Below are 24785 nucleotides of genomic sequence, written 5' to 3' on the forward strand. Positions count from 1 at the left end.
ACACCGAGCCGCATTTCGATTAATAAAGACGGTCCAGTAATTTCCGGCCCTGCCGGGGACTACACGTTATCAAATCTGGAAAGTTCAGGTCGGAAGGCAAGTGGAAAAGAACCGGTTGGTCCAGACCTGTTTTTGGCGATGATGATCTCCGCCATTCCTTTCATTCTAGGATCTTCCTCTTCGTCCTTTCCCTTCTCTCCACGATAAATGAATGTAACAATGTCCGCGTCCTGCTCGATCGCACCCGACTCCCTTAAGTCTGCAAGTTGAGGTCTTTGGTCCTTGGACCTTTGCTCAATGGAACGGTTCATCTGAGAAAGTGCTATCACAGGACATCTCGCCTCTTTGGCCATTTGCTTGAGCGCTCTGGAAATCGAAGAAACCTCTTGTTGCCTTCCACCATCCCTGTTTTTGGGATCGTTCATGAGCTGGAGATAGTCCACAATAATGAGTCCAAGAGTTTCATTCGTGAGAAGTTTACGAACCCTTCCCTTAAAATCGTCCACACTTAGTGCACCGGAATCATCAATATAAATGGGAGAAGAAGTTACCTTAATGATTGCATCAATCAGCTTGGGCGCATCCGACTTAGTCACTTCGGAACGTTTTAATTTATTGGATTCCACCTGAGCATAAGAGCATACAAGCTTGAGTAGAAGTTCCATTCTACTCATCTCCAACGAGAAGATCACTACCGGTCGGTTATGGATCAGTGCCACGTTGGAAGCAATATTCAAAGCTAAAGTGGTCTTACCATTACCAGGTCTCGCCGCCAAGACCATCATCTCGTATTCTTTTAAGCCTGAAGTCATCTCATCGAACTGAGTAAAATTAGTTCTAAGACCTTTGATCTGGCCTCTACTCTCCATGATCTCTTTAATATATTCAGAGAGAGCTGCCTTATCCCCGGCAACAGGAAGAAGTCCTTTTACATCCGCAGATCTAGAAACATCCGTAAGACTTTGTTCAATTTGATTGAATACTGATTCGTTTTCGCCCGGTTCTTTCTGGATCAACTCCAGGGCGTTCATTAATAATTTAGAATATTTTCTTCTTTCGGAAAGACGTTTGATCCTTTCCGCATAATAACCCAATGGATGGGAAACTACGGAATCCTTGTAGAGAGAATAAATATATTCGTATTCTCTTTCTGGATCTTTGAGTAATGAATTTTCTTTTAAGAAGTTTAGGACGGAGACCGGATCTACTGCGATCCTTTTGTCCACAAGGTCCAGGATTGCCTTGTAAATTCTTCTGTTTGTATCTTGGTAAAAATCCTCAGGAACGAGGGGAATATCGATTAGATTATCCGCTCCTTTAAGAAGCAGAAATCCGAGAAAAGATTTCTCGGATTCCAATTCAAACAAGGAGTCGGCCTGCATTTTTGCTCCGGCTTACGCTTCGGTAGAAACGACTTCCTCTTTCTTCACATGAACTGTGATAGTCGGGAGGATACCTTCTGCAAGACGCACTTTTAATTTATAGGAACCTAGATTGCGGATAGGCTCTGAAAACTCGATTTTACGTTTATCAACTTCAAATCCTGCAGTTTTCAATAAGGCTGCTACATCGGCAGGAGTTACCGCTCCAAAAAGTTTATCCCCGCCTCCGGTTTTAACAGAAATTTCGAATTCTTTTCCGTTCAATCCAGAAGATACAGATTCCATATCTTTCTTGCGTTTTTCTTTTTTAAGATCTGCAAGTTTCTTTTGGTGAAGAGCCATTTTGGTCTTACCTTCAGAAGCTCTTACAGCAAGTCTTTGAGGGAAAAGAAAATTACGAGCGAAACCATCCGCTACTTCCTTAACGTCCCCAGCGTCTCCTAAGTTAGAAACATCTTTTTGTAATATTACTCTCATTAGTTTCTCCTTAGTTTACTTTGAACGGTAGAAGACCGATGCTACGAGCTTTGCGGATCTCTCTTGCAAGAATCCTTTGATACTTTGCAGAAGTTCCGGTAATTCTTCTTGGAATGATCTTACCACGGTTAGTGATAAATCTTTCTAAAAGTTCGGTGTTCTTATAATTAATTTGTTTAGCAAGTTCAGGGTCTGCAGTAAAACGGCAAACTTTCTTCTTATACTTGTTTTGTTTTTTAGGGGGGCGTCCTCCGTCTTGATCTAAAGGCATGCCCTCAGCAGTCATTTCCTGCTTTGTTTCTTCTTGTACTTCGTTATCTGACATGAGTTTTGTCCTCTTTAAAAAGGTATATCGTCGTCCATCGCAGAACTTCCCATATCATCTTGTGCAGATGAATAAGAAGAAGATCCGCTGCTTGCGGAAGAGCCGTACTCTCCGCTTCCATTCTCCCTTGCACCACCTATCATCTGGAAATTTTCCACAACGATACGAATGCGGGAGGCCTTCTTGCCTTCCATGGTTTCCCAGGTGTCCTGCTTAAGGCGTCCCTCGATCACGAGTTGTTTGCCTTTCTTGCAGTATTGCTGGATGATATCCGCGCCTTTTCCCCAAGCCTCGCAGTCGAAAAAATGAGTTTCCTCTTTTTTCTCTCCGCCGGTAACATAAGTGCGACCGTTAGCTAAGGAAAAATTCACAAGAGAAGTCCCGTTTACGGTTTTAAATTCCGGATCACGGGTCAGGCGCCCAACAAGGGTCACCCGATTGATATCGTTAGCCATTGAGGCGGACGATCATAGAGCGAAGTAAATTTTGGTTCAGACCAAAGTCACGCTCTACCTTTTCTAAGGCGGATTGTTCTGCATTCACTTTGAAGTGTGTGAATATTCCGTAGTCTTGGTGTTGGATTGGATGCCAAAGTTTCTTTTGACCCCAATCTTCTTCTGCGGTCACGTTGATGGAATGCTTTTTGAAGATCTCAAGGACCTCAGTTTTAGCTACTTCCTTCGCGGTTGAACGCGTGATTGTAGTAATCTCGTAGTTTCTCAAAAGTTTCTCCTATGGGAAAATGCCCGTCTGCGCAAATGCGGCGAGCAGAAGAACCGAATTTTGTCCTATTTTCGGCTTTAGGGGCAAGGGGTCAAGTGGAATAGATTTGGGCGTCTTAGCTTCTAAAAAGCTTCTAAAAAGCTTCTAAGGCGTAATTAGAATCAATATTCCAAAGGTGTTCTTCATTTCTAATTCCAATTTTCAAGATCCATTCTTTGACTCTCCTAAAATGCGCTGGAATGTCTTTTCTGTCCTATGCCCTCCCTTTTCATGAATTTTGCTTTTAATTTCATGAAATATGCCTACCATATTCTGAAAGGTTCAGAATATGGCAAACTTACAGGTCAGGGATATAGACGACAGACTCTACGAAGCATTAAAAAGGAGGGCCGAAATGGAACACAGATCCGTAAGCCAAGAAGTAGTTCTTCTAATTGAGAACTATCTAGCACACGACAATAAAGAATCCGAACGTAAGACCTTAGGTTTCTTAGAATTATCAGGCTCCTGGGTAGATGACAGAAGTCCAGACAAGATCGTAAAGGACATACGTTCCTCTCGAACTAAGAACACATTAGGAAAGGATGTAGATGAGCTATTTGATTGATACTGATATTATCATCTATAGCTTAAAGGAAGATCCAATTGTTCGGCAAAATTTTTTGGACCGTAAGAACTCGATCAAATCAGTTTCCGTAATCACATATGGAGAATTGATCTATGGAGCTCAGAAATCTTCTTATAAGGAAAGAAATCTGGCAACTGTCCGAAGAATTGCCGAACTTTTTCCAGTGATAGAATTGACCGAAGGAATTATGGAAACGTTTGGAGAGCTCAAAGCCACTCAACAGAAAAAAGGAAATATTGTGGAAGACTTTGATCTGCTCATTGGATCCACAGCATTGTATCTGAATTATACCTTAGTTACGAATAACGAAAGGCATTTCCAAAAAATCCCCGGATTAAAAATAGAAAATTGGACTTATACCGCTTAATCTAGCTCCACCCAAGCTCTGTCGCCTTCGATCCTAACTTTTGTGCCTAAGTCTTGGGAAAGTACTGCAACCTCTTTTAAAAAATTCTCTGCTTCCTTTCCTTCAAGTGGTCTTACCAAATGATCTTCGTTTTGAAATTTTCCAAAAATAGGTACAAGCTCTATATTGATCAATTTGCTTTTTTTAATATGCAGTATTACAATTAAATTATGATTTAAGTAGGCATTTCTACTTCCGAAAATTAAATTTCCCAAAGAATAAAATACGATCGTATTTCCTATCTTCTCGATCCCTTGGGGAATATGAGGATGGTGCCCTACTATAATATCTAATCCACCATCAGCCAAAGTTCTTGCGATCTTTCTTTGTTCGATTGTTGGAAATGGAGAATATTCTACTCCCCAATGAAGGGAAAGTATCCTGAATTGTTTTCCAGCAGATACTGCTTTAGTTTTTTTATCTCTTTTAGAAAATCTAGATGAATTTAGTTGGATTTTTTCCATTTGGAACTTTTTCACGATTAGTTCCGGATCTAAAGGCATGACACCTGGAGTTTGTCCTGCGTAATGAGATCTACCTTCGGCTACGTTTGTGGCAGAATAAACTCTAAGATAAGTATCCTTCCCTTCCCATATCCAAGGACGAAAGGCGAAATCCAAATTTTTCCCTGCACCTATAGAAGCAATATTCCTATTTTCTAAAAACCTAAGAGTCTCTCCTAATCCTTCCGGGCCATGATCCATGGCATGATTGTTTCCGAGAGAAACAAGATCCACACCTAAAAAGCTCATACTATCTAGATCAGATTCCTTTGCTTGGAATACATATGCTTTGCCATGGTCCCAACTTTTTTCGGATACTACAGGAGTTTCTAAATTTAAAATTCGTAGGTCTGCGCTTTCAAAAACTGATTTTAATCCTTTGACTGGGGCCAATTCTCCTTTGGACTTGATTGTGTCCCGGATCCCCCAATTAAACATAACGTCCCCTCCGAGGAGAACTTTTACCACTTCCGGATCGTCTTCTTTTCCAAATAACTTTTCTATTTGGGTTTCGATCTTATCTACGATACTTGTTTGTGGTTCACTAGGCTTCTCGGAGTTAGAAGAATTTTCCGGGATTCCGGCGCAAGTTAGCGCGAGTAAAAACGGAAAACATATAAGGACCGCAATAGAGAAAATGAAGTGTTTTCGAAAAAACCGCATCTATCCGGACAGTTTAGAATCGGTTTCGAATTAGGAAATAAATAATACAGAAAGAAACGAAACTTTCAAGGTATCCTTAAAGGCTCGAAGCTAAAGAAATACCTTGGTATTTTGCTATTTAACTGAACTCCCCATCATTTCTTTAGAAATAAATAGGCTATTGATACCTTTAGCAGGATCAATTATACTCAAAAGACAGGAAGTGTAACCGACCACAAAAAAGGAATCGTTCAGACCTAAGACAACATCTTGGGCATGGACCTCACATTTCGTGACCTCTTCCATATATTTCAAATTCGACCACACTAAATTCCCATCAGTATCGAATTTTGCTGCGAAGGCACTATTGATCGAATTAGTAAAAAGAATTTTTACCGCAGAGATCGTTCCGGCAATATATGAATTCCCATTTGGATCCACAGTAATTCCGAAACCTTGTGTTTCTGACCTGAAAAAATCAGAATAGTCTGGATTTCCGATAAGCCTAGTCCACAATTTGTTTCCATCTTTATCATATTTTACGATAAAAGTATCAGTTGTTCCGATCGGTGTTTGGCCATCCAGCTCTCCAGATGTAGTTCCAACTATATAAACATTTCGATCCGGATCTATGCCAATATCATTAGCAATGGAAACTTGATCAAGAACACCCAATGTCCGAACCCAAACCTTATTTCCATCCGAATCATATTTAATCAGAAGAGCATCCTCGATCCCGATCGGGGCTTGATCGTCAAAACCACCCTGAGCAGCTCCTACAAAATAAATTTCTCCATTCGAATCAATTGTTAGGTCACCAGCAATCGATTCCAGATTATTCGGATTCGTATTGCGCGCCATCCTCGCCCATAGTTGGTTTCCATCCGGATCGTATTTAACCATAAAATAACCGTTCTGCCCGGCTGGATTTGTTTCACCAAAGAATGTATCTGCATTCGTGGTCCCATTAACATAAATATTCCCGAACTGATCTGAAGTAATACCTCTTCCTGCAGAAGTTCCAAAATGAAAATCAGTGTTACTTCCTCCACCAATCATCTTGGTCCATTTTTTATTTCCATCTTTATCATATTTTGATAAATAAGCGTCTTGGTATCCAATTTTGTTTTGCCCATCTAACTTTTCTACGACAGTCATTCCAGTACTTAAAACATTCCCATCCTTGTCGGATGTTATTCCAAGACCATAGGTACTTCCTTTAGAGAAATCTTTAGGACCTCCACCCAAATGTCTGATCCAAAGTTTATTACCATCTTCATCGTATTTAGTAATATAAGAATCTAATTTGCCAAGCATAGGTTGCCCGCCCAAATCCCCTTCCGTAAAACCAGTAGCTATTATATTTCCGTCTGGATCTACACTCGCTCCGCTTGCGAATGTCATCTTACCGAAAACACCTAAAAATTTAGGCCAAGGTTTCTTAGGTTCAGAAGGAGAAGGAGCATTATTCACTGCGCTACCTCCAAAGACCAAAGCGAATGCTTCCGGAACGGATTGGTCTGGAGAAGAACAAGAAAGAATAAGAATAAACGAAAATAGAATGGAAATATTAAATCTTCTGATGCTGAAGCTCATGCCTTAAGTAACATTCGCTTCATTAAATTTTCGAATCCTTTTCGCCTAACGTAAGACGGATTCATTCCTTGTTTTTTATCATTCATTCCATATTAGGAACGTTTCACGGATGAATTTAAGAACCTATTATTTAAAAAGTAAAAATCCAAAAAGAACTAAAACTAATCCCAAGAGCCCGATCCTCACACCGACTTTTGCCATATCCTTGATCTCAAAGCCTCCCACAGCATAGGCTACTGCATTCGGAGGGGTGGACACAGGCAAAGACATTGCCAAAGAAGCTCCTAACGCAGATCCTAAAACCAATTGTATTGCGTAGGACTCATTTCCTGGAAGTAAAAGGGTAGCCACAGGAAGTGCCAAAGGAACCAGAAGATTTGCAGTCGCAGTATTGGATAAGAATGTAGAAAGAAAAAGTCCAATCGAGAAGAAGATCCCGAGTACCCAAAGACTTTCTCCTGGACCTGCTTGTTTACCGATCAATTCACCGAACCAGATCCCTGCCCCGCTCTTTTCTATGCCTGTTCCGAGAGCAATTCCACCTGCAACTAAGATCAAAACATCCCATTCCAAAGAACGTAAATCATTGGACTCTAATATTCCAAAAGCGGTAAATAGAAGTAGAGGAAATAGAGCCACAACTCCGGCAGGAATTCCATGAAACGATTCGCTTAACCACAGAATTACAGTAATCAAAAATCCAAACAAAACAAATCTTAATCTTTTTTCCGAGCCTTCTTCGGAGATAGTTTCATAACGAAGGGAAAGAGCTAAACCTTCACTCGCAGGGAATGCACGCAAAAGCCAAAACCAAGCTGCAATAAGCAGAATGATCAAGAGTGGAACCGCAACAAGCATCCAAGTTCCGAAAGAAATAAAATCTCCATATCCCTGGTTTTTCAAATTTGCAAATGCAATCACGTTCGGAGGAGAACCAATTGGAGTTCCAATCCCTCCCAAATTCGCAGCAAATGGAATTCCAATTAGGACTGCTTTTCTAAATTTTTCATCCTTATCTAAAACCATGAGCAAAGGAAATACCAATGCTATCATCAAAGAGGCTGTTGCAGTATTACTCATCCAAAGAGAGATGGTTGCAGTAATGCACATAAGTCCGAGTAAAACATATTTAGGAGAAGTTCCGAAATATGGAAGAACTCGATTCGCCAACCAACGATCCACTCCTACTTTTACGCAAGACTTGGCCAATGCAAAACTTCCCAAGAACAATACTACAGCAGAATCAGCGAGCGATGCCAAAAATACTGCAGGGGGACTAGGTTTTCCAGGGCCGGCATATTGTTTTAAAAATTCCCATTTACCTGGATTTGAAAAGAGAATGATCTCAGAAAATATGATCAAGATAGAAGTTGCATGACCAGGAATAATTTCAAAAATCCATAATCCAGCGGAGATCAGAAAAATAAAAAACATTCCCCCGACAGAAGCCGGAACATAACCATAAAAGGAAAATATTAAAGGTACACATGCAACGAATATGGAAAGAATAAAACCGATGTATTTTAATTTCATGTATGTTCTAAAAACCTAATATTGAAGATTCGCAACAAATAATGTAAACCGGACATATCATTCAAAAATAATAGTTCTGTTTTGAAAGATCATCACTCTATCTTCCAAAAGTAGGCGGAGAGCCCTGGACAAAACAACCTTCTCAAGATCTCTTCCGAATAAAACCAAACGTTCTGGGGAATAACCATGATCGACATGGCAAACGTCTTGGACTAAGATCGGCCCCTCGTCCAAATTTTCAGTCACTATATGAGCTGTTCCACCTATGATCTTAACCCCACGTTTATATGCTTGTTCATACGGTTTTGCTCCCACAAAAGCAGGCAAAAACGAATGATGTATATTTAATATACGATTTTCCCATTTTTTTACGAATTCTGAAGTGAGTATTCTCATATATTTAGCAAGAACGATCCAATCCGGGTGGAGCCTCTTCAAATAAGAATCCAATTGGTTTTCATGCTCTTCCCTAGTCAGCCCTTCGCTCGAAATATAATGAAAAGGAAGTTTAAAATCTCTAACCAGATCTCCTAAAACTTCATGATTGGAAACTACTCCCAAAAGTTCCATAGGCAATTCTCCATACCTCCAGCGAAGAAGAATATCTCCTAAACAATGTGGCTCTTTTGTAGCGAGTAAAACGACCTTAGGAAGCCTTGGGTTAGATAGAGTAAGCTCCGCATCTTTCGGTAGGATTTTTGCGAGTTCAGTGACGAGACCTTCTTCTTTTGAATTGTTCTCAAGAGAGTATTCCGTTCTCATAAAGAATACCTTCTCCAATGGCTCCACGAATTCCTGGTTCCCGACAATATTGGCGCCGATATTTGCTAAAAATCCTGTGATCCGATGGATTAGTCCCGCTTCGTCTTTGCAACGGATCAAAAGTATTCTATTCTTTTTCAGATTGGGTCCCTCGTTTAAAATTTCGCCTTTCCGGTTTGAAAATTCACCTAAGAAGTCCAAAATTTCGGCTAATCTTCTTGCTGAACCAGAAAAGGAATATCTTCTTTTTTCCTCTCTAAAGCCTGTTTTAGGCCAGGATTGGCTGGATCCCGAAACAATCTAGGCACTTCTACTCATTAGCACTCCATAAAAAAAAGTGCTAATTTTTATAAAAATAGGTGGAACCTTTTTTTAAATTTAGCACTCTAAGCATTAAAGTGCTAAATAAGCCAGGAGGCTAATAATGAGAAATCCCAATTTTTTTAGCGAAGTAAGAAGAATTCAAAATAGATTCCATAATTTGTTCGATCCAGTCTGGGAAGGCGGACAGGTATATCCTGCGCTAAATGTTTATACTGACCAAGACAAAATCACTGTAACTGCGGAAGTTCCGGGTCTTTCCCCAGAAGATCTAGATATCACAGTGGCGCATAACCTTCTCACCATCTCAGGTGAATGGAAGGAATACACACAAGACAAACCTCGCAGAATAGAAAGAGCGAGAGGAAAATTCCAACGTAGATTAGAACTACCTGTAGCTGTAGATTCGGAAAAAGTAGAAGCATCCGTAAAAGAGGGAGTTTTAACTTTGGCGCTTCCGATTCTCGAGAGCGAAAAGCCAAGAAAGATCCGCATAGAAGCAAAGGCATAAGGAGAAAAAAATGAGCGTATCAGAATTACTAAAAACAGAAGATAAAGTAGCAACAGGGCAAGAGAAGACTCAGAGGCCAAAACCGGTCTACACTCCTTCGACAGATCTGTATTCTAATGAAGAAGAACATCTTCTTGTTCTAGATCTTCCTGGCGTAAAAGAATCCGATCTTGAAATTTCTCTGGAAAAAGACGAACTTAGGATCTCTGCGAAAACAAGTGTATCCGACCAGAAAGGAAACCTAAGATATTCGGAATATGGAACTGGAGATTATAAAAGGACCTTCCTTGTATCCGAACCTGTGGACGAAGATAAAATTTCTGCAGTTCTTAAAAACGGGGTTCTAGAGCTGAGACTACCAAGAAAAAAACCTTTGAGCAAAAAGATAGAGGTCAAAACTAACTAATTGTTTTTCAGCAAATCCTTACTTGATAAACCGGGTGTTCAACCCGGTTTTTTTTTGCCTCAATTCTTCCGTTCGGATTTCCTGGATTTATGAGGACTTTTCTATTACTTACTCTTTCCAATTTGTTCATGACCTTTGCCTGGTACGGTCATTTAAAGTTCTTTAAGGACTTTCCTATTTGGAAAACGATCCTGATCTCCTGGGGAATTGCATTTTTAGAATATTGCCTAATGGTTCCTGCTAATCGGATCGGTTATGCAGAAGACGGGCTAAGCGGTTTCCAACTAAAAATTTTACAGGAAGTGATCACGATCACTATTTTTGTGGGATTTGCAATTTTGGTATTAAAGGAAAAAATGAAATGGAATCACGCAGTTAGTTTCCTTTTGGTGGTTCTTGCCGTTGTATTCGCTTTTTATGATAAAGAATGATTGATTTGCGCAGAGATCACAGAGACATTTTGATATATAAAGAAACCAAGCAATTTATAATAATTCTCTAATTTCTTTTGCTAATTCTTCTCCCTTAATCCCGGTCGGATATGCACTCAAGATATTTCCTGTTCTATCTACAAGATAAATAAATAAAGTGTGATCCATTCCGTATTCTCCATTACCTTTAGGCAGTTGGGTCTGTTGAGAGAATACTCCAAATCCTTTCTGCAATTCGCCGATCTGATCCTTTCCACCAGTTAAAGCTACGAGTTCTTTTCCAGGAAAATGAGAAATATATTTTCTTAATACTTCAGGCGTATCTCTTTCTGGATCAATTGTAATAAACACAGGAGTGATATCTTTGGAATCATCTTTCAAAGATATAAACGCGTTTTCTATATCATTCAATGCCATAGGACACATATCGGGACAATGAGAAAATCCGAAGTAAACGACGAACAGATTCCCAGGTAATTCCGAAGGGTGGACTGACTTACCTTCAGTATCTTTCAAGATTGCAGTTTTCCATTCTGCAACAGGAGTTTCGGATGCAAATTGAGAAGAAGGTTTCTTCTTCATATAAAATCCAACGCTGAATCCTACTCCGAGGATCAATAAGGATAAAATTATATTTTTATAATTCGATTTTAAAAAATTCATACTGCCACGATCCAGCCCATTGCCCCGCGATCCGCCATATAGGTTTGATGAGGATGGAACATATATCTTCCTCTTTTAGTAAGCGTAAATTCTACAATTGCTCTTTCAGTTTGGCCAAGGGTGATGACATCCGTATGTTCATCAGGAATTAGTTTAGTTCCGGTTCTATACACATCAAAAGTCTGGGAGTGAAGATGAAAAGAAGCAATAGGATCATGCTCAGTCATATTCGCAATATATAACCTCACTTTTTTTCCAACAGGCACCTTGATAGGAAAACGATCATAATATCCAGCTATTCCATTCCATGCATAAATATCATTACGACCAGTTTCATTCAGATCCCAACCCGCAAGTATCAACATGAACTCTAATGCAGGAGGTCTCCCGCCTGGAGGATCCACTATAAATCCTCCATACAAACCCTTGGACATATGACTCGCTAATGGAGGAACATGGCAATGATAAGGATGAAATCCGATTGGACCTGCAGTGATCTTATAAATCCTTTCTGCACCCGGTGCGATCGGTTCCCAACCATCTTGTCCGGGATCATGGGTTCCATGAAAATGAACTGAGTGAGGATGATTGGAATGATTCCTAAAAAGTAGTTCCATTTCCTGCCCAAGTCTAGCACGGATCACTTTTCCTGGGACAACACCATCAAAAGTCCATGCATCCACTACTGTATTATGAGCCACTGTCAATGGCATTTCTATAATATTGACTTCGGAACGGAATTTAGGACCAGGAGGGGCTTGCGGGATACTTGCATTCAATTCCATCCTAGACAAGAATGCAGCATCCGCGAACATTGGAGGATGGATCATACTCCCGTAGGAATTCCCACCTATAGATCCAGGCAGTCGGATAGAAACATTCGGATTCGAAGAAGGCTGACTCGGAAGAGAAGACCCGGTCCTACATAGTGGATCTTCTTTTTTACCCGAGGTAATCCCGGCGATCCCGGTACCCGCTGCGAGTCCGGCACCGCCTATTCCTAACCAACGTAGGAAATCCTTCCGATTCATATTACCTTTCCGTTTATTAGAATCTTGCGATTGTGGAGATCAGAAGTGTTAAGACCAAAAGGCCGATTCCACCATACACAAGACTGTTCTTTGCCCAAGTAGGGATTCTAGAACCACCGACTATATGATAAGCTCCCGCCCCGAATAGAGGGACAAGAATAATAGCCGCAGTCCATAAACTTCCTTTTTTAGGATCTACATCCTCTCTTTTAGACAAATCAATCAAGGCTAAAGGAGCCCAAAGAGCGAATAAAATATAGAAAATATAGTATCCGTAAAAGTTGAAAAGTAAGGTAAAAAATCCGGGATCGTAAAATTGAGTAGTTTCCATAAATAACTCCTTAATATATTCTAAAATTCTAATGTATTGTTCCTGAGATCAACCCGCTCCGACGTTCCCAACAATGGTAAACCCAAGGTAGAGAATGAAGGCAAGAGAAGCTCCGAATCCAGCGAATACCAAAGTGAATCTCAAGTATTTTGGATAAGAAGATTTACCAGAAAGAAGATAAGCTCCACCTCCGATGTAAGGCACTAAGGAAACAAATGCCAACCAAACGTATTTGCTCGGACTGATCTCTGATTTCGAAACCAGATCATAAACACTTAAGCTGACCAAGCATACATAAAGAAGAAGTGGAAGCAAATATCCGAACCAACGGAAGATCACAATTTGGATATCCAAAGGTTTAGGAACAGAGAATCCACCCAGAACGTCTCCGAACTTAGGTTTTCTTTCTGCGAGGATCTTAGCTGCCTCTTCTGGAAGTTTTACCTTATCCAAATCTAAACCGAAATCTTCGAAAGGATGAATAGCAGGTTTTACCTGTGCAGAAACTCCCCCTGGAATATTAGCTTGAGGAGGAGGAACCGGCTGGTTCTTCCAATCTCCGCTTGGATAAATTCCGTGCGTAGCATCCACCATCAAAGAAAGTGCATTATACGCCGTGAAAATTTCTCCACCCATCGGGAATCTTATCCCCGAACCGCAAGAATTCGTTTTTTCTAATAAAGGAGGGACAGAGGTCTGGAATTTATTATTCGAGAAACAGTTTCCGATGCTGATTGGTCCAGCAAGCGTCAAATCCCCAAAACCGGAAGAATGTACTATGTTTCCTTCCACAATGTTTCTATGAGAGAACCAGAAATTCTCATCTAGATTCGGAAAGATCGCAATCCCATGGTTATCATGTCCGATCACCACGTTATTTTTAATCACATTATGCAAACCACCAGCAATCAAAATCCCTGTTCCGTAAGTAGGATATTCTAAAGGTTTGATAGGAGCAGTCAGGTTATTATTATCATAGATCAGGTTTCCTATGATGTAGGTTTCTCTTTCCGGAGGAAGAAGCTCCCTATCCAAGGAATTCGGTCCTAAACCTACAATATTATTTCGCCAGATGGAGCTGATGATGTATAATTCTCCCCCCGCGTTCGTTCCTGAATAACCTAAGGCGCTATTCTCAGAAATAACATTATAGAGGATCGCTTTACATGGATAACATTGGCCTACATAGATACCTGCATCGGGAGATCCGGAAGCATAAGAATGTTCTAATACTCCATTCACTGAATCGAAGGCATAGATACCATAGTCACCGTTATTATAAGCAGTAAGATAAGAACCTCTATATCCTTTTACACCAGTCCAAAAGAAACCGTTAAGAGTAGAGTTCCTTGCAGTCATATTCTCAACTGCAACACCGTTTGCTCCAACCACGATCACACCGTTCGCTCTTTGGAACTGGCCGTCTAAGATAACTTTATTTCTGTCTGTTCCTCTTAAGGTAAGAGAAGGAGTTGTTACTACCACTTCTTCGTAATATACACCTTCGTCGATCAGGATCAGATCCCCAGGAGAAGCTGCATCCACTGCGTTTTGGATTGTTGGATACATTTGTGGAACCTTACGAGTTGTTCCTGAAAATTTTTCAGCGACTTTCCAATCCTTACCCGCTCTTGCAGCAGGATTATAAGCGGCATTTCCAACTACAATATCCGCAACCATCCCACTTTTTCCATCAGGAGAAGCGTGGAAGCTACAGTAATAAGGAAATACTCCTTCTTTAGGATAAGTGATCTTTACCTTTGCGCCTCTTGGCATCACGATATTTCCGAAACTCTTTTCGGTAGACCAAGACTTATCCACAGCGATCGCATTATGAGGGTTTGCCCCTGAATTTACAAATTCGATCTGACCGCCCACTGGGATCTTTTGCATAGGGGGAGAAAATGCATTATCCACCATAACCACATGGGCAAAACCTTCTGTTGTCTCCCCTTCTTTGCCACTGCAAGAAGAAGCGAAGGCTCCCATCAAAATTCCCAGGACTAATAATCCAATAACGGGAATGTACCTTTCTTTAAAATGCAATTTAGGCATCAGAACTCCTCTCCTCATATTCGAAGTGTCTCGGAATTTCACCAGAGACATGCCTTTTAAAAATGTGAGCTTTTGCTCACTTTTTCATTATTTTCGCATATCGTGGTGACGACACAAGCATTTTTCTACGATTTATAATCGAGCAAATGTTATAGAAACCATCTTCCTCTTAAAAGCTAAAAAGAGTTTAGGATAATTCTTTTTTAGATTCAGGATCTTTTCCTGCCAGCCCCCAACCAGTCCATCCGGTGACCAAAGAAAACAAAGGAGAAAGCAAATTTAAGAATGCATAAGGAAGATACACAAGTGTAAGGACACCAAGTGCAGTAGCCATAAAGGAACCGCATGAATTCCAAGGAACTAAAGCTGAAGTCATTGTTCCGGAATCTTCTAAACAACGTGAAAGATTTCTAGGATCCAATCCCTTTCTGGAATATGCTTCTTTGAACATTTTGCCAGGAACTACAATGGCAAGATATTGGTCCGCACAGAATAGATTGGTTCCAACACAGGTGCAGATTGTAGCTGCAAATAAGGAGCCTCTATCCTTCGCCCAGTTTAACACCTTCTCTGCTAAAACTTGGGTCATTCCTCCGCCTTCCATAATCCCTGCATAAAACATGGCAGAGATGATCAGCCAAACAGTGGGAAGCATAGAAGACATTCCGCCCCTAGATAATAATCCATCTACGACTACATGTCCAGTCTTGATCTTTGTTCCTTCGGATGCGGCGGAGACAAAATTTTTAAAAGCGGAAGAAGCAGCATCCTGGAAATTTAAAGAATTTGCATATATATTGGACTGGGTCAGAACAAAACAAACTCCACCGCTTACAATCCCTATAAAGATAGATGGAATTGCGGAAACCCTAAAATAGATGAGAAAGAATGTAAGAAGAGGAGGAAGAATTAGAACCCAAGAAATCTGGAATTCGGCTTTTAAGGCAGAGATCACAGGACCTGTTGCAGTTTCTGTTTCTCCCTGACCACCATCCCAACCCAAAAATCCGAACGCCAAAAGACAGATTCCGAAAGCGGGCAATGTAGTCCTTGCCATATTACGAATATGTGATAAAAGTGAAACTCCAGTAATCGAAGAAGCAAGATTAGTAGTCTCCGAAAAAGGAGAAAGTTTGTCTCCGAAGTAAGCGCCGGAGACCACGGCTCCTGCCACCATCCCCAAAGGTTTTCCAAGTCCCGCTCCCACTCCAATCAGCGCGACACCGATAGTTCCTGCAGTGGACCAAGAACTTCCTGTAGCTAAAGAAACAACGGAAGATAAGATAAGTGCGGATGGCAAAAAAATCTCCGGCTTTAATAATTCCAGTCCCCACACTATTAATGCAGGAACAATCCCGGAACGGATCCAAATCCCGATCAATGCACCTATCAAAAGTAAAATAAGAATAGGTTGAAGAACGTTTCGAAGAGAATCTAAAACCGTATCTTCTATCTTCTCCCAAGAAATTCCTCTGAGCCTGGAAATCCCTGCGGAGATTGCACCCGCGCTAAATAACAAAATTTGGGCCGGCCCCTCTGCAATTCCGCTTCCGAATAAATATCCTGCGGTACTCAAAGATAGGATCAAAAATCCAAGAGGAAATAAAGAGATCCAAAATCCTGGCTTTTCGTTCATTTCGGAAAATCCTGAGGCAAATTAGCGCTAATCTTGGTTTTGAGCCCAGTAAAAGGATGGATGAACTTTAAAGAACTGGAATGTAAAGCCTGTCTATCCATTCCTAGTCTTGAGATCAGATCCGGATCTTTTCCTTCTATAAATTCTATAAATACACTCTCATCCTTTCCATAAATCTTATCTCCGAGTAGAGGAAAGCCTAAGGAGTATAATGTGGCCCTGATTTGGTGAAGCCTTCCAGTTTTCGGGAAACAATACACTTTAGAAAAGTGCATCCCCTGAAAGGTACCTTCTCCAATTTTTCTAAAATTGGTTTCGCAGGTTTCAGAATCTTCTTCTATAATTTCTAATTTTTGAAAGGTATCATCAAAGACGAATTTTCTTTTTTTACGGATCAAAGAAGAAGGATCCGATATTAAAAATCCTTTCGCCTTCAAGCGGGTCGGAAAATTTCCCCAAACGTAAGAAATATACGTTTTGTTTATTTTTCTTTTGGAAAATAGATCAGCCAATTTGGAAGCTGCTTCTGAATCTTTACCGAAAACGACAACTCCGGAAGTTTCTCTGTCTAACCTGTGAATTGTATAAATTTTTTCGAAACGAGGATCTTCCTCTAATAAATCTGTGAGATTATTTTTTCTATATCTTCCTGCACTGTGGATCGGAAGATCCCCAGGCTTATTTACTGCTATATAACGTGAATCTTCATATAAAATTTTAAAATCAGTCTGAACAGGAGGTTCGAAACTTTCGCCAGGAAGATAAAGTATTTCATCCCCCTCTTTAACAGAATAAGAAGGTTTTGCAGGCTTTCCTTGTACGAGTATTTTGCCTTCTTCTAATATTTTTCTCCAATTGGATCTGGATTGGTAAGTAAATCTAGAGGCAAGAAATACATCTAGCCGAGTTCCCGCCTCTTCTTTTCCGATCTTTGTTTTGAGACCTTCCTGTATAGAAGAATTAGACAGACTCTTCTTCTCCTTCAAAACCCATATCGGGAACTTCCTCCGAAATCGTTTCCATTTCCGGAGAAGATCCTTCATCAGGAGGAGGACCAGAATCTTGGGCAGTCGACTCAGGAGCTTGAGAACCTTCCCCAGGTCCGAGTCGGGAATCTACAAATTGGTTTAAAATCTCCTCTTCCCTGGAATTTAAATTAAAGAATTGTAAACCAATTCTGAACATCTTGTCGGTATTTGTGATGTTCCTGATAACTGCTCTGTAAGTTCCTTTTAACTCTTGATTCATTTGTATATCGCAGAGTAAAATTTCTCCGACTGCAAAGCTTCTGGAAAAAAAGATGGATTGCGGGTGAAAAAATCCGAGTCCACTTCTACTTATATCTTCAGCTATACATCTCTCCTTAGACTCTTGGAAGAATCCAGAAGCAATCACATCTCTGGAAATAGCAGCAGCAAACAATGTGATCTTATTATAATCTTCCGTATCTAATGGCCTATCAGATAGAACCTGTACATATCCAAGTGGAGTATAATTTTTATAACGGATTAAAACTGAAATTTCAGAGATAAATCTGGATTCTATCTTATTCAATGCCAGAAGTTTCAAATATTCTTCGATCGGTACAAAATTTTGCCCGGCGCCACCTGAACTTCTTTCCAAACGATTGGTAACAAAGATAGACTGTTCGAAGTTATACATGATCCTAAGTCTGTTGTCCATTCTATCTGAAAAATAAATCAAAGAATCAGGATAAGTTTCCTTCATTTTTTTGGAATGTTTCTGTAGGATCGTCTCTACTATTTTATCAATAAAACCTAATGAACGTCTTAAGTGAAGTTGGTTGATAATATTGGTGAGAATGATAGGCTCCCCGCCTCCACCTTCTAATTCCACCCTGCCTTGGGCACGTTTTGCTTCGCTGACTTTTACTGCCTGGATCCTGAGTAATTCTAAACCATTGCCTTCATTTCTTTGGACAACAGTAAAAACACCATGGAAAAAATGATTATTATGAGTGAGAAATAAGATCCGTGTCTTCTCCCCATCCGCTTTTCCAGGGAGAGAAGCCAGAAGATAGAGACCGTCTTTAATCCCTACAATTTTTGCAGGATAGGATCTGCCCTTTATTTCTACAGAAACAGGCAGTCTCGCAAACAATGTTTGGAGGATTTTAGTCAGAGCCTCTGTTTCTTTGACTGTCCTATCCAAACTTTCCTCCTAAAGGAACGCTTACCTTTAACAAGGAATCCGAGTTTAACGAATCCCTCGTTTAGGGAAAGGAAATTACTGGTTCTACGGAATTTTCCGGGTCATTCCTTTTGCATTATATTCTACTAATACGTTAAGGGGATGCTCCGAGAGACCTTTATGGAATTGTATCAAAAGTCTGGCAAAAAGAAAAATCTAACTAAGATTTTGGGAGGGAGTTTCTTCTTTTTTTCTAAAAATAAATTCTTTCCTAATCTCGGAAATTTTAGAAACTCCCACAGTATTCATTGCCTGTGCCAAACCTTCCGTGTACTGACCCACTAAAAATCTGACTCCTGCCACGCCTCCGCCTACAGCAGAAATTGCCATCGGTCTTCCGATGAGAACATTATTCGCGCCCAATGCATGCATTTTGAAAACATCCGCTCCACTTCTCACTCCTCCGTCCACGGAGATTGGAAAATCAGGACCTAATGCCTCACGGATCAAAGGAAGGACTCTCGCTGTTCCAGGCATATCGTCCAAAACTCTGCCTCCATGATTGGAAACGACAATAGCATCCGCGCCTGCTTCTTTTGCAAGGATTGCATCTTCTGGACTCATTACTCCTTTTACAATAAAAGGAAGTTTTGTATAAGAACGTATTTTAGAAAGAGCATCCACTCCCCTTGTTACAGATGGGATTTTTTTCTGGACCAACGTTTTGAAATTTACCGCGTCTATGTCCATACCTAAAGCGATCACTCCCTGTGCTTCCGCTTCTTGGAATCTTTCTTTGATCAGTCCCTCGTCTTCCCGGGGTTTACAGATAAGAATACCTTTGCCATCCACTTTTTTGAGAGCTTCCAAGATGATCAGATATTTTTCGGGGCTTGCTCCATCGCCTAACCATGCCAAGCTGCCTGATGCCAAGCACCCTTCCAATAAAACCGCGGCCAAAGTATATTCGTCCATGGCTCCACTCATGTTTGTGATCGCACCTGTCATGGGCGCGCACATGAAGGAAGTGGATAATTTCTGTCCTAAAAATTGGCTCTCAGTACTTGCCTGAACATTCTCTCGGATATATCTGGGCAGAATAGAATATTCTTCTAATGCTTTGATATTGTCTTGGAAGCTGAGCATTCTTCCAACTCCACCCATTCCTGGAACTCCAGAAGCGCAGTCTGTTCCATCACAAACTTTACAGACCCAACAAATCTCTTTTCCGAAACGAATCCTTGCATTGGCTGCTATTTCTTTTTCAGAAATAGAATATAATTCATCGCAAGTGAATTTAATCGTTTCTAATACTTTGGAAAATACACTCTCTGCTTGGTTTAAATTTTCCGCAGAGATGATCACATGCCCTGTCTTTTCTATATTATTAGTTGGTTCCGGGATAATATCTCCTACTTTATGCAGAAGATAAATATCAGTCACACCTTCGATCTTCTTCGCTTCTTCTAATCCATCGATGGCAAGAAGTTTTCCTTTGGGTGCAAGTAACGCTCTCTCGATAGATACTCTATGAAATAATGGCTCTAAATTATCAGGTTCTTCGCCGAGAGCGATTAAGATAGCGGCTCTATTTAAATTGATACCACTGGATAACGGAAAAGTAAATGCGGACATGAAACCGCCGGAAAGTCTTGCAGCGATCTCTCCTACTTTTACACCAGTAGGAGTAACTTTTATATCCCCTTTACCTGCGCCTCTTCTGATCCCGAGTGCTTGCATTCCACGGAACATTACATCTTCTATTTCTTTTTGGATCTCAGGAGAAAGAGCAGAAGGCATATTATGGCCCATCTCTATAAAATAGGGTTCTCTTTCTATGATCCGGTCAGCAAGACCTGTGATCATATATTTTCCGTCCCATGCGAGTGCATCTACGGAAACTTCGGGACCAGGCATATATTCTTCGAGGATCATCTCACCAGTAGGAGAATACTTCTTTGCATGTTTGAATGCAGCCTGTAACTCTTCTCTATTATTTACTTTTACAACTCCGCGAGCACCCATATTATCCGCAGGTTTCATTACCAAAGGGAATTGTAGGAATTCCAACGCGTCACGAGTATCTTGGATACTCCATACTGGAGCAAATCCAGGAATAGGAACCCCTGCTTTTTTCAGACGTTCTCTCATCTTTACTTTATTAGAAGCAGCTTCCGCATCTACGAATCTGATCCCAGGAAGATCTAGAGCATTTGCCACTGCTGCTACAGTCATACTCGCATCAGTTCCTGCGGTGATGACTCCATCTATCTTAGTAGTTGCAGATAATTTTTTGGCCTCTCTCACCATTCCCTCGATGTCCTTTGTGGACATGATAAGAGGAAGATCACAAATTTTCAGACCAGGTGCTTCCGGATTCATATCCGCCACCACTGTTCTTAGAAGCATCGTCTTTGCTGTTTGGATGATCGGGACTTGTAAAAGTCCTCCGCCTATAATTAGGATCGTTTTCCCTGCGATTTTTTTACTCACGGAAGAACGCTTACTCCTAATTCTGAATTTTCTAAAATACTCAGATCTGATTTTTCGTAAGTGGTCACACTTCCTTTTCGGATGATCCCACCTGCGAGTAAATAATCAGAATCATTTGGATAAAAGACTGCGGATTGACCTGGAGCCACGCCTTTCACTTCTTCCAAAGGAAATACTTCTATAAAGTTTTCATTACGTACTACTTTTGCTCTGATAGGACGAGAACGGTATCTTACTTGAACTCTACATTCTGAACTTTCTGTTTCTAAAACAGGAGCCCAAGCTTGCAGATTCAAATCTTCTACGATAAAAGATTCCACAAAAGTTTGTCTCTCTTCTGCCAGTACAACTGTTCCGTCGTCTTGGATAGAGATCACATATAAAGGTGCCTTCCAAGCGATGCCTAAACCTTTTCTTTGTCCAATAGTGAAATTTTCTTTTCCGGAATGTTCTCCGATTACTTGTCCGTTCTGTAATTTGAAAACTCCAGGAGTGAAGTCTATATTCTTCTTAGCTAAAAACTTTCTATAATCGTTTTCAGGAATAAAACAGATCTCTTGAGACTCTGCTTTTTCAGCAACCGGAAGTCCCATACGTCTTGCGATCTCACGCACCTCAGGTTTGGTCATTCCACCCAAAGGAAAAACCGTATTTTTCAGATTTTCTTGGGACAATCCATATAGATAATATGCTTGGTTCTTATTCATGTCCTGTGCATTGGACACCGCATATCTTCCGTCTATTTCTACGATATTTGCATAATGCCCTGTGGCTATTTTATCAATTCCTAAAGCTGCTGCTTTTTCGAATAATGCACCGAACTTAACGAAAGTATTACATTCCACACAAGGATTCGGAGTCTTACCTTCCTTGTAATCATTTACAAACCTGTCTATGACCTTCTCTTGGAAAAGTTTCTCCATCTTGATCACATAAAAAGGAATATTTAAAGAGAGACCAACATCTCTCGCATCCCTAATATCTTCGGGAGAACAACAGGATTTTTTAGTGGTATCGCAGGCGGGTGCCTCATATTCCCAGGTACGCAGGTTGACACCGATCACTTCGTAACCTTCTTCCATGAGTAGGCCTGCAGTGACAGCACTGTCCACCCCTCCACTCATCGCTACTATGATCTTACCTTTACTCATTTCCCGGGACCGATTCCTTTCCTACTATACCAATAAGACTCCTTTTTGTGTCCAAAAGAATTCGATAGTTTTCCATCCAATTCCGGCCTAAGATCCCTACGATCCCCCTCCTATGGTCGGAATGTAAAGCGTCCGGCGGTATACCACCCGGAAACACTTCCAATTCAGGAGTACAAAAGCCAATTCCCTCAGAATCGTTTTTCACAAAAACAGGGCAAAAAGGCCGAAGAGTCCGGATCTTTGCCTGAAGTCTGCCTCCACCAAAATTGAATACTGTGGCCATCTTACCTTCCACATATTCTGTGTGATGATCCGATTTGATTGTGTCCCAGTCTAGAACGCTATATTCTGCGCCAGTATCCAAGATCCAAGATTCTTTCCTGCTTCCTGGTGGTCGAAGAAGTACAGCAGACGGTTGGCCAGACTTCAAGAACATAGGAAATAAATTTTCTTCTAAAAAACCTGGAGCTGGACTAGAGGTAGAAGATCTCCAAAGAGAAATTCTCTCCGGTAAATCCAGAACGACAACTGAACCTAAGAATGCATTCATTCCTAAAATTCCATCTACTCTTAGTTCTTTAGGGAACACATGGGAATAAAATTCCACAGATTCGAAAGGACGAATTCCTCCTATGAACAAATCATTCCTGATTGTTCTCCTTACTGATTGAACAGAACCTCCAGGAAAGCTAGCACTCAAGACTCTTTTAGGAGAATTTTCAGGAACATGATCCTCCGCAAGAAAGGAGACAAATGCTCCAGTATCAATTAGGAATCTAAGAGGTTCCCTATCCTTGTCTAGAGAAAGATAAATTACAGGAAGGTGATCTACTTCCTTTAACGGTAGTCTGATCCAAATCCCACCTGCATCCTTTTCGTAGCGGATATAGCCTGAGAATAAATTTCGAAAATCGAAGGTAGTACATCCAGCTACATAAAAGAAAAACACAGCGAGGACGATTCTGAATAGAATAGTTCTTTTTTTGAATGTACGATTCGGAAGAAAAAGCATCAGAGTAATCGAAAACCCGATTAGGATTTCAAATTTAAGGAAAAAATCGATTCTTTTTTATTTGGAAGAAATTTGGAAAAGCGAACTCCTAAGAGTTCGCTTTGGAATTACAGCAGTTTTTTGATACAACGAGAATTTGGACAGCGAGTGTAATCAATTACACAGTCTCTGTATTCAATTCCGGTCTGAGTATCCTTTGCTTTATACTCGATAAAGCAGGAATAAGGAGAAAAATCGAACTCTTCTCTTCCTAAAGCACGGTTACGGATACGTTTTCCGAGCTCCGCCTCTTCAATCTGGCTGATATAATAATGGTCCAGCTCAAGTTGTTTTTCCATGATACAGGTTTCGGTCGAATTTTAGAATTCGATAAGCCCGAAATCCCCTAGAAAATTGGAAAAAACTAGTTCTGAACCGGAATTTGGAAGGAAATGGTCTTGTTCTTCCCGGAGTGTTTTGCCTCGTAAAGAGCCTTATCCGCCCTTTCTATCAGATCCTTATTGTTTCGATCACTGGACCAAAACTCGGAAACTCCTATTGAAAGAGTGACTTGGAAATCGGGGCCTCCATTCGGATTCGGAATGGCAGCAGCTTCTACCGCTTTTCTCAAACGTTCTCCCATTTCGAAACCGCGTTTTAAGTCCGCTCCAGGCATAACCAAACAAAATTCCTCTCCGCCGTATCTCGCAGCGATATCATGTTTGCCTGCGCATTGGATCAGCCTTGCGGCAACTTCAATCAGCACCTGGTCTCCTGCCTGGTGGCCATGAGTGTCATTGAACTTTTTGAAATTGTCCACATCAGTAAAGAGAAGAGCAAGATTCGTTCTTTTTTTACGGCAACGTTCCATCTCTTCTTTCAATTTGGTCTGGAAGTAATGATGTACTTTCAAACCGGTCATCATGTCTACGGTAGCAAGTTCGTACAATCTAGAGTTCTCTACTGCAATACCCGCAAGCGTGGATAAAGTTGTGAGGAAGTCTCTGTCCTCTTCCATCCATTCTCCCATGGTGATTTTTTCACCCAAGAGAAGAAGTCCGTTCACTTTACCTTTAGCATTCAAAGGAATGATTAGATCTCCGCCAATCCTTCTTAAAAATTCAAGTTCAGGACTTAGGCCCATGGACTCTTCCACTTGATCAGGAGTCATAGCCTTAAGTTTGGTTTCTAAAAAAGTAACTAGAGGTGCATCTGTTTTGATTTTGAATCCTGCATCATCTTCTGCAAGATCGAATCCTTTGAAGCTAGGTTCTAATTCGAAATAATTGGAGTCAGCTTCTGGAGCTAAAAAGATAGCCGCGCTCAAAGTTTGCAATTGAGCTAAACAAATATTTAAAATAGCATCAATTAGATACTTATAATCCAGTGTGGAATTAAGAGCTTTACTGATCTCGAGAAGCTGTTTCTGATCATAGATCTTCTTCTCATAATATTCGATCATCAATGGATCATTGTCTTTTCCGATCAACTGTGGAATCTCCCAATACTAAATTGAAAAGATAATTTATTTCGCTAATCCGTTTCTTCGCCTACGGACTCTAAACATTTTCCGTGAAGTCGATCCGCGAGAGGTAGTAGCATCAAAAAGCTTTCCTCGGGGAAATCAAACTCTTTTT

At 40.7% G+C, this 24785-nt stretch carries 26 protein-coding genes; 5 read left to right on the plus strand and 21 right to left on the minus strand.

What is annotated here, in order from left to right; genetic code table 11:
• Positions 1-59: 59 nt before the first annotated feature.
• Genes dnaB through rpsF form a run of 5 tightly spaced genes read right to left on the minus strand, consistent with a single transcriptional unit; the run spans position 60 to position 2907 of the window.
• Positions 60-1382: a replicative DNA helicase gene (gene dnaB, locus B1C82_RS05555; RefSeq protein ID WP_086446609.1), complete on the minus strand. Its 1323-nt coding sequence runs from the start codon at positions 1380-1382 to the stop codon at positions 60-62.
• A gap of 12 nt (positions 1383-1394) precedes the next feature.
• Positions 1395-1859, minus strand: a complete 465-nt coding sequence (gene rplI / locus B1C82_RS05560) for a 50S ribosomal protein L9 (RefSeq protein ID WP_086446610.1) — start codon at positions 1857-1859, stop codon at positions 1395-1397.
• Positions 1860-1869: 10 nt separating this feature from the next.
• A complete protein-coding gene (gene rpsR, locus B1C82_RS05565; protein WP_086446611.1) occupies positions 1870-2184 on the minus strand; it encodes a 30S ribosomal protein S18 in 315 nt (104 codons plus the stop codon).
• Between the two features lie 14 nt (positions 2185-2198).
• Positions 2199-2639 (minus strand): single-stranded DNA-binding protein, encoded by a 441-nt coding sequence (locus B1C82_RS05570; protein ID WP_086446612.1) that lies wholly within the window; start codon positions 2637-2639, stop codon positions 2199-2201.
• A complete protein-coding gene (gene rpsF / locus B1C82_RS05575) occupies positions 2632-2907 on the minus strand; it encodes a 30S ribosomal protein S6 (protein WP_008592451.1) in 276 nt (91 codons plus the stop codon). The genes B1C82_RS05570 and rpsF overlap by 8 nt, the downstream gene beginning before the upstream one ends.
• Positions 2908-3235: 328 nt before the next feature.
• On the opposite strand from rpsF, the gene B1C82_RS05580 reads away from it, so the two are divergent.
• Both B1C82_RS05580 and B1C82_RS05585 read left to right on the plus strand, forming a co-directional pair.
• On the plus strand, positions 3236-3514 hold the full coding sequence (locus B1C82_RS05580) for a FitA-like ribbon-helix-helix domain-containing protein (protein ID WP_086446613.1): 279 nt from the start codon (positions 3236-3238) through the stop codon (positions 3512-3514).
• Positions 3498-3902 (plus strand): type II toxin-antitoxin system VapC family toxin, encoded by a 405-nt coding sequence (locus B1C82_RS05585; RefSeq protein ID WP_086446614.1) that lies wholly within the window; start codon positions 3498-3500, stop codon positions 3900-3902. Before B1C82_RS05580 ends, B1C82_RS05585 begins: the two co-directional genes overlap by 17 nt.
• On the opposite strand, the gene B1C82_RS05590 is transcribed toward B1C82_RS05585, so the two are convergent.
• From B1C82_RS05590 to purU, 4 genes are all read right to left on the minus strand, one after another.
• Complete coding sequence (locus tag B1C82_RS05590) at positions 3899-5107, minus strand: CapA family protein (RefSeq protein WP_086446615.1); 1209 nt, start codon at positions 5105-5107, stop codon at positions 3899-3901. The two genes, B1C82_RS05585 and B1C82_RS05590, sit on opposite strands and share 4 nt — an antisense overlap.
• Positions 5108-5221: 114 nt before the next feature.
• Positions 5222-6682: an SBBP repeat-containing protein gene (locus B1C82_RS05595; RefSeq protein WP_086446616.1), complete on the minus strand. Its 1461-nt coding sequence runs from the start codon at positions 6680-6682 to the stop codon at positions 5222-5224.
• Between the two features lie 126 nt (positions 6683-6808).
• On the minus strand, positions 6809-8215 hold the full coding sequence (locus B1C82_RS05600) for an SLC13 family permease (RefSeq protein ID WP_086446617.1): 1407 nt from the start codon (positions 8213-8215) through the stop codon (positions 6809-6811).
• 57 nt (positions 8216-8272) lie between these two features.
• Positions 8273-9178, minus strand: a complete 906-nt coding sequence (gene purU / locus B1C82_RS05605) for a formyltetrahydrofolate deformylase (RefSeq protein WP_267890333.1) — start codon at positions 9176-9178, stop codon at positions 8273-8275.
• Between the two features lie 223 nt (positions 9179-9401).
• Here purU and B1C82_RS05610 point away from each other — a divergent pair, with 223 nt between their 5' ends.
• The 3 genes from B1C82_RS05610 to B1C82_RS05620 all read left to right on the plus strand — a co-directional run bounded on the left by B1C82_RS05610 (position 9402) and on the right by B1C82_RS05620 (position 10646).
• On the plus strand, positions 9402-9809 hold the full coding sequence (locus B1C82_RS05610) for an Hsp20/alpha crystallin family protein (protein ID WP_086446618.1): 408 nt from the start codon (positions 9402-9404) through the stop codon (positions 9807-9809).
• A gap of 10 nt (positions 9810-9819) precedes the next feature.
• Entirely contained in the window at positions 9820-10215 is a 396-nt protein-coding gene (locus tag B1C82_RS05615; RefSeq protein WP_086446619.1) for an Hsp20/alpha crystallin family protein, read from the plus strand.
• Positions 10216-10304: 89 nt separating this feature from the next.
• Entirely contained in the window at positions 10305-10646 is a 342-nt protein-coding gene (locus B1C82_RS05620) for a DMT family protein (RefSeq protein ID WP_086446620.1), read from the plus strand.
• A 54-nt stretch (positions 10647-10700) separates the two neighbouring features.
• Here B1C82_RS05620 and B1C82_RS05625 read toward each other — a convergent pair whose 3' ends face one another.
• From B1C82_RS05625 to B1C82_RS05680, 12 genes are all read right to left on the minus strand, one after another.
• Positions 10701-11309 carry an SCO family protein gene (locus tag B1C82_RS05625; RefSeq protein ID WP_086446621.1) on the minus strand — a complete coding sequence of 203 codons (609 nt, stop codon included), beginning with the start codon at positions 11307-11309 and terminating at the stop codon, positions 10701-10703.
• Positions 11306-12340, minus strand: a complete 1035-nt coding sequence (locus tag B1C82_RS05630) for a multicopper oxidase domain-containing protein (RefSeq protein WP_086446622.1) — start codon at positions 12338-12340, stop codon at positions 11306-11308. The genes B1C82_RS05625 and B1C82_RS05630 overlap by 4 nt, the downstream gene beginning before the upstream one ends.
• A 16-nt stretch (positions 12341-12356) precedes the next feature.
• Complete coding sequence (locus B1C82_RS05635; protein ID WP_086446623.1) at positions 12357-12671, minus strand: PLDc N-terminal domain-containing protein; 315 nt, start codon at positions 12669-12671, stop codon at positions 12357-12359.
• A 48-nt stretch (positions 12672-12719) separates the two neighbouring features.
• On the minus strand, positions 12720-14726 hold the full coding sequence (locus B1C82_RS05640) for a right-handed parallel beta-helix repeat-containing protein (protein ID WP_086446624.1): 2007 nt from the start codon (positions 14724-14726) through the stop codon (positions 12720-12722).
• 187 nt (positions 14727-14913) lie between these two features.
• A complete protein-coding gene (nhaC, locus tag B1C82_RS05645) occupies positions 14914-16362 on the minus strand; it encodes a Na+/H+ antiporter NhaC (RefSeq protein ID WP_086446625.1) in 1449 nt (482 codons plus the stop codon).
• Entirely contained in the window at positions 16359-17405 is a 1047-nt protein-coding gene (locus B1C82_RS05650; RefSeq protein ID WP_086446626.1) for a pseudouridine synthase, read from the minus strand. Before B1C82_RS05650 ends, nhaC begins: the two co-directional genes overlap by 4 nt.
• Positions 17323-18534, minus strand: a complete 1212-nt coding sequence (locus B1C82_RS05655) for a PilZ domain-containing protein (protein ID WP_086446627.1) — start codon at positions 18532-18534, stop codon at positions 17323-17325. The genes B1C82_RS05650 and B1C82_RS05655 overlap by 83 nt, the downstream gene beginning before the upstream one ends.
• Before the next feature lie 195 nt (positions 18535-18729).
• Positions 18730-21027 carry an alpha-hydroxy-acid oxidizing protein gene (locus B1C82_RS05660; RefSeq protein WP_324612537.1) on the minus strand — a complete coding sequence of 766 codons (2298 nt, stop codon included), beginning with the start codon at positions 21025-21027 and terminating at the stop codon, positions 18730-18732.
• On the minus strand, positions 21003-22157 hold the full coding sequence (gene mnmA, locus B1C82_RS05665; RefSeq protein ID WP_086446629.1) for a tRNA 2-thiouridine(34) synthase MnmA: 1155 nt from the start codon (positions 22155-22157) through the stop codon (positions 21003-21005). The genes B1C82_RS05660 and mnmA overlap by 25 nt, the downstream gene beginning before the upstream one ends.
• Positions 22150-23169, minus strand: a complete 1020-nt coding sequence (locus B1C82_RS05670) for a retropepsin-like aspartic protease (RefSeq protein WP_086446630.1) — start codon at positions 23167-23169, stop codon at positions 22150-22152. The genes mnmA and B1C82_RS05670 overlap by 8 nt, the downstream gene beginning before the upstream one ends.
• Positions 23170-23276: 107 nt before the next feature.
• On the minus strand, positions 23277-23507 hold the full coding sequence (locus B1C82_RS05675) for a hypothetical protein (RefSeq protein ID WP_020770850.1): 231 nt from the start codon (positions 23505-23507) through the stop codon (positions 23277-23279).
• A gap of 65 nt (positions 23508-23572) precedes the next feature.
• Positions 23573-24637, minus strand: coding sequence for a sensor domain-containing diguanylate cyclase (locus tag B1C82_RS05680; protein WP_086446631.1), 1065 nt, complete (start codon positions 24635-24637; stop codon positions 23573-23575).
• Positions 24638-24785 lie beyond the last annotated feature (148 nt).

Source organism: Leptospira venezuelensis (assembly GCF_002150035.1).
GTDB classification, from domain to species: domain Bacteria; phylum Spirochaetota; class Leptospiria; order Leptospirales; family Leptospiraceae; genus Leptospira_B; species Leptospira_B venezuelensis.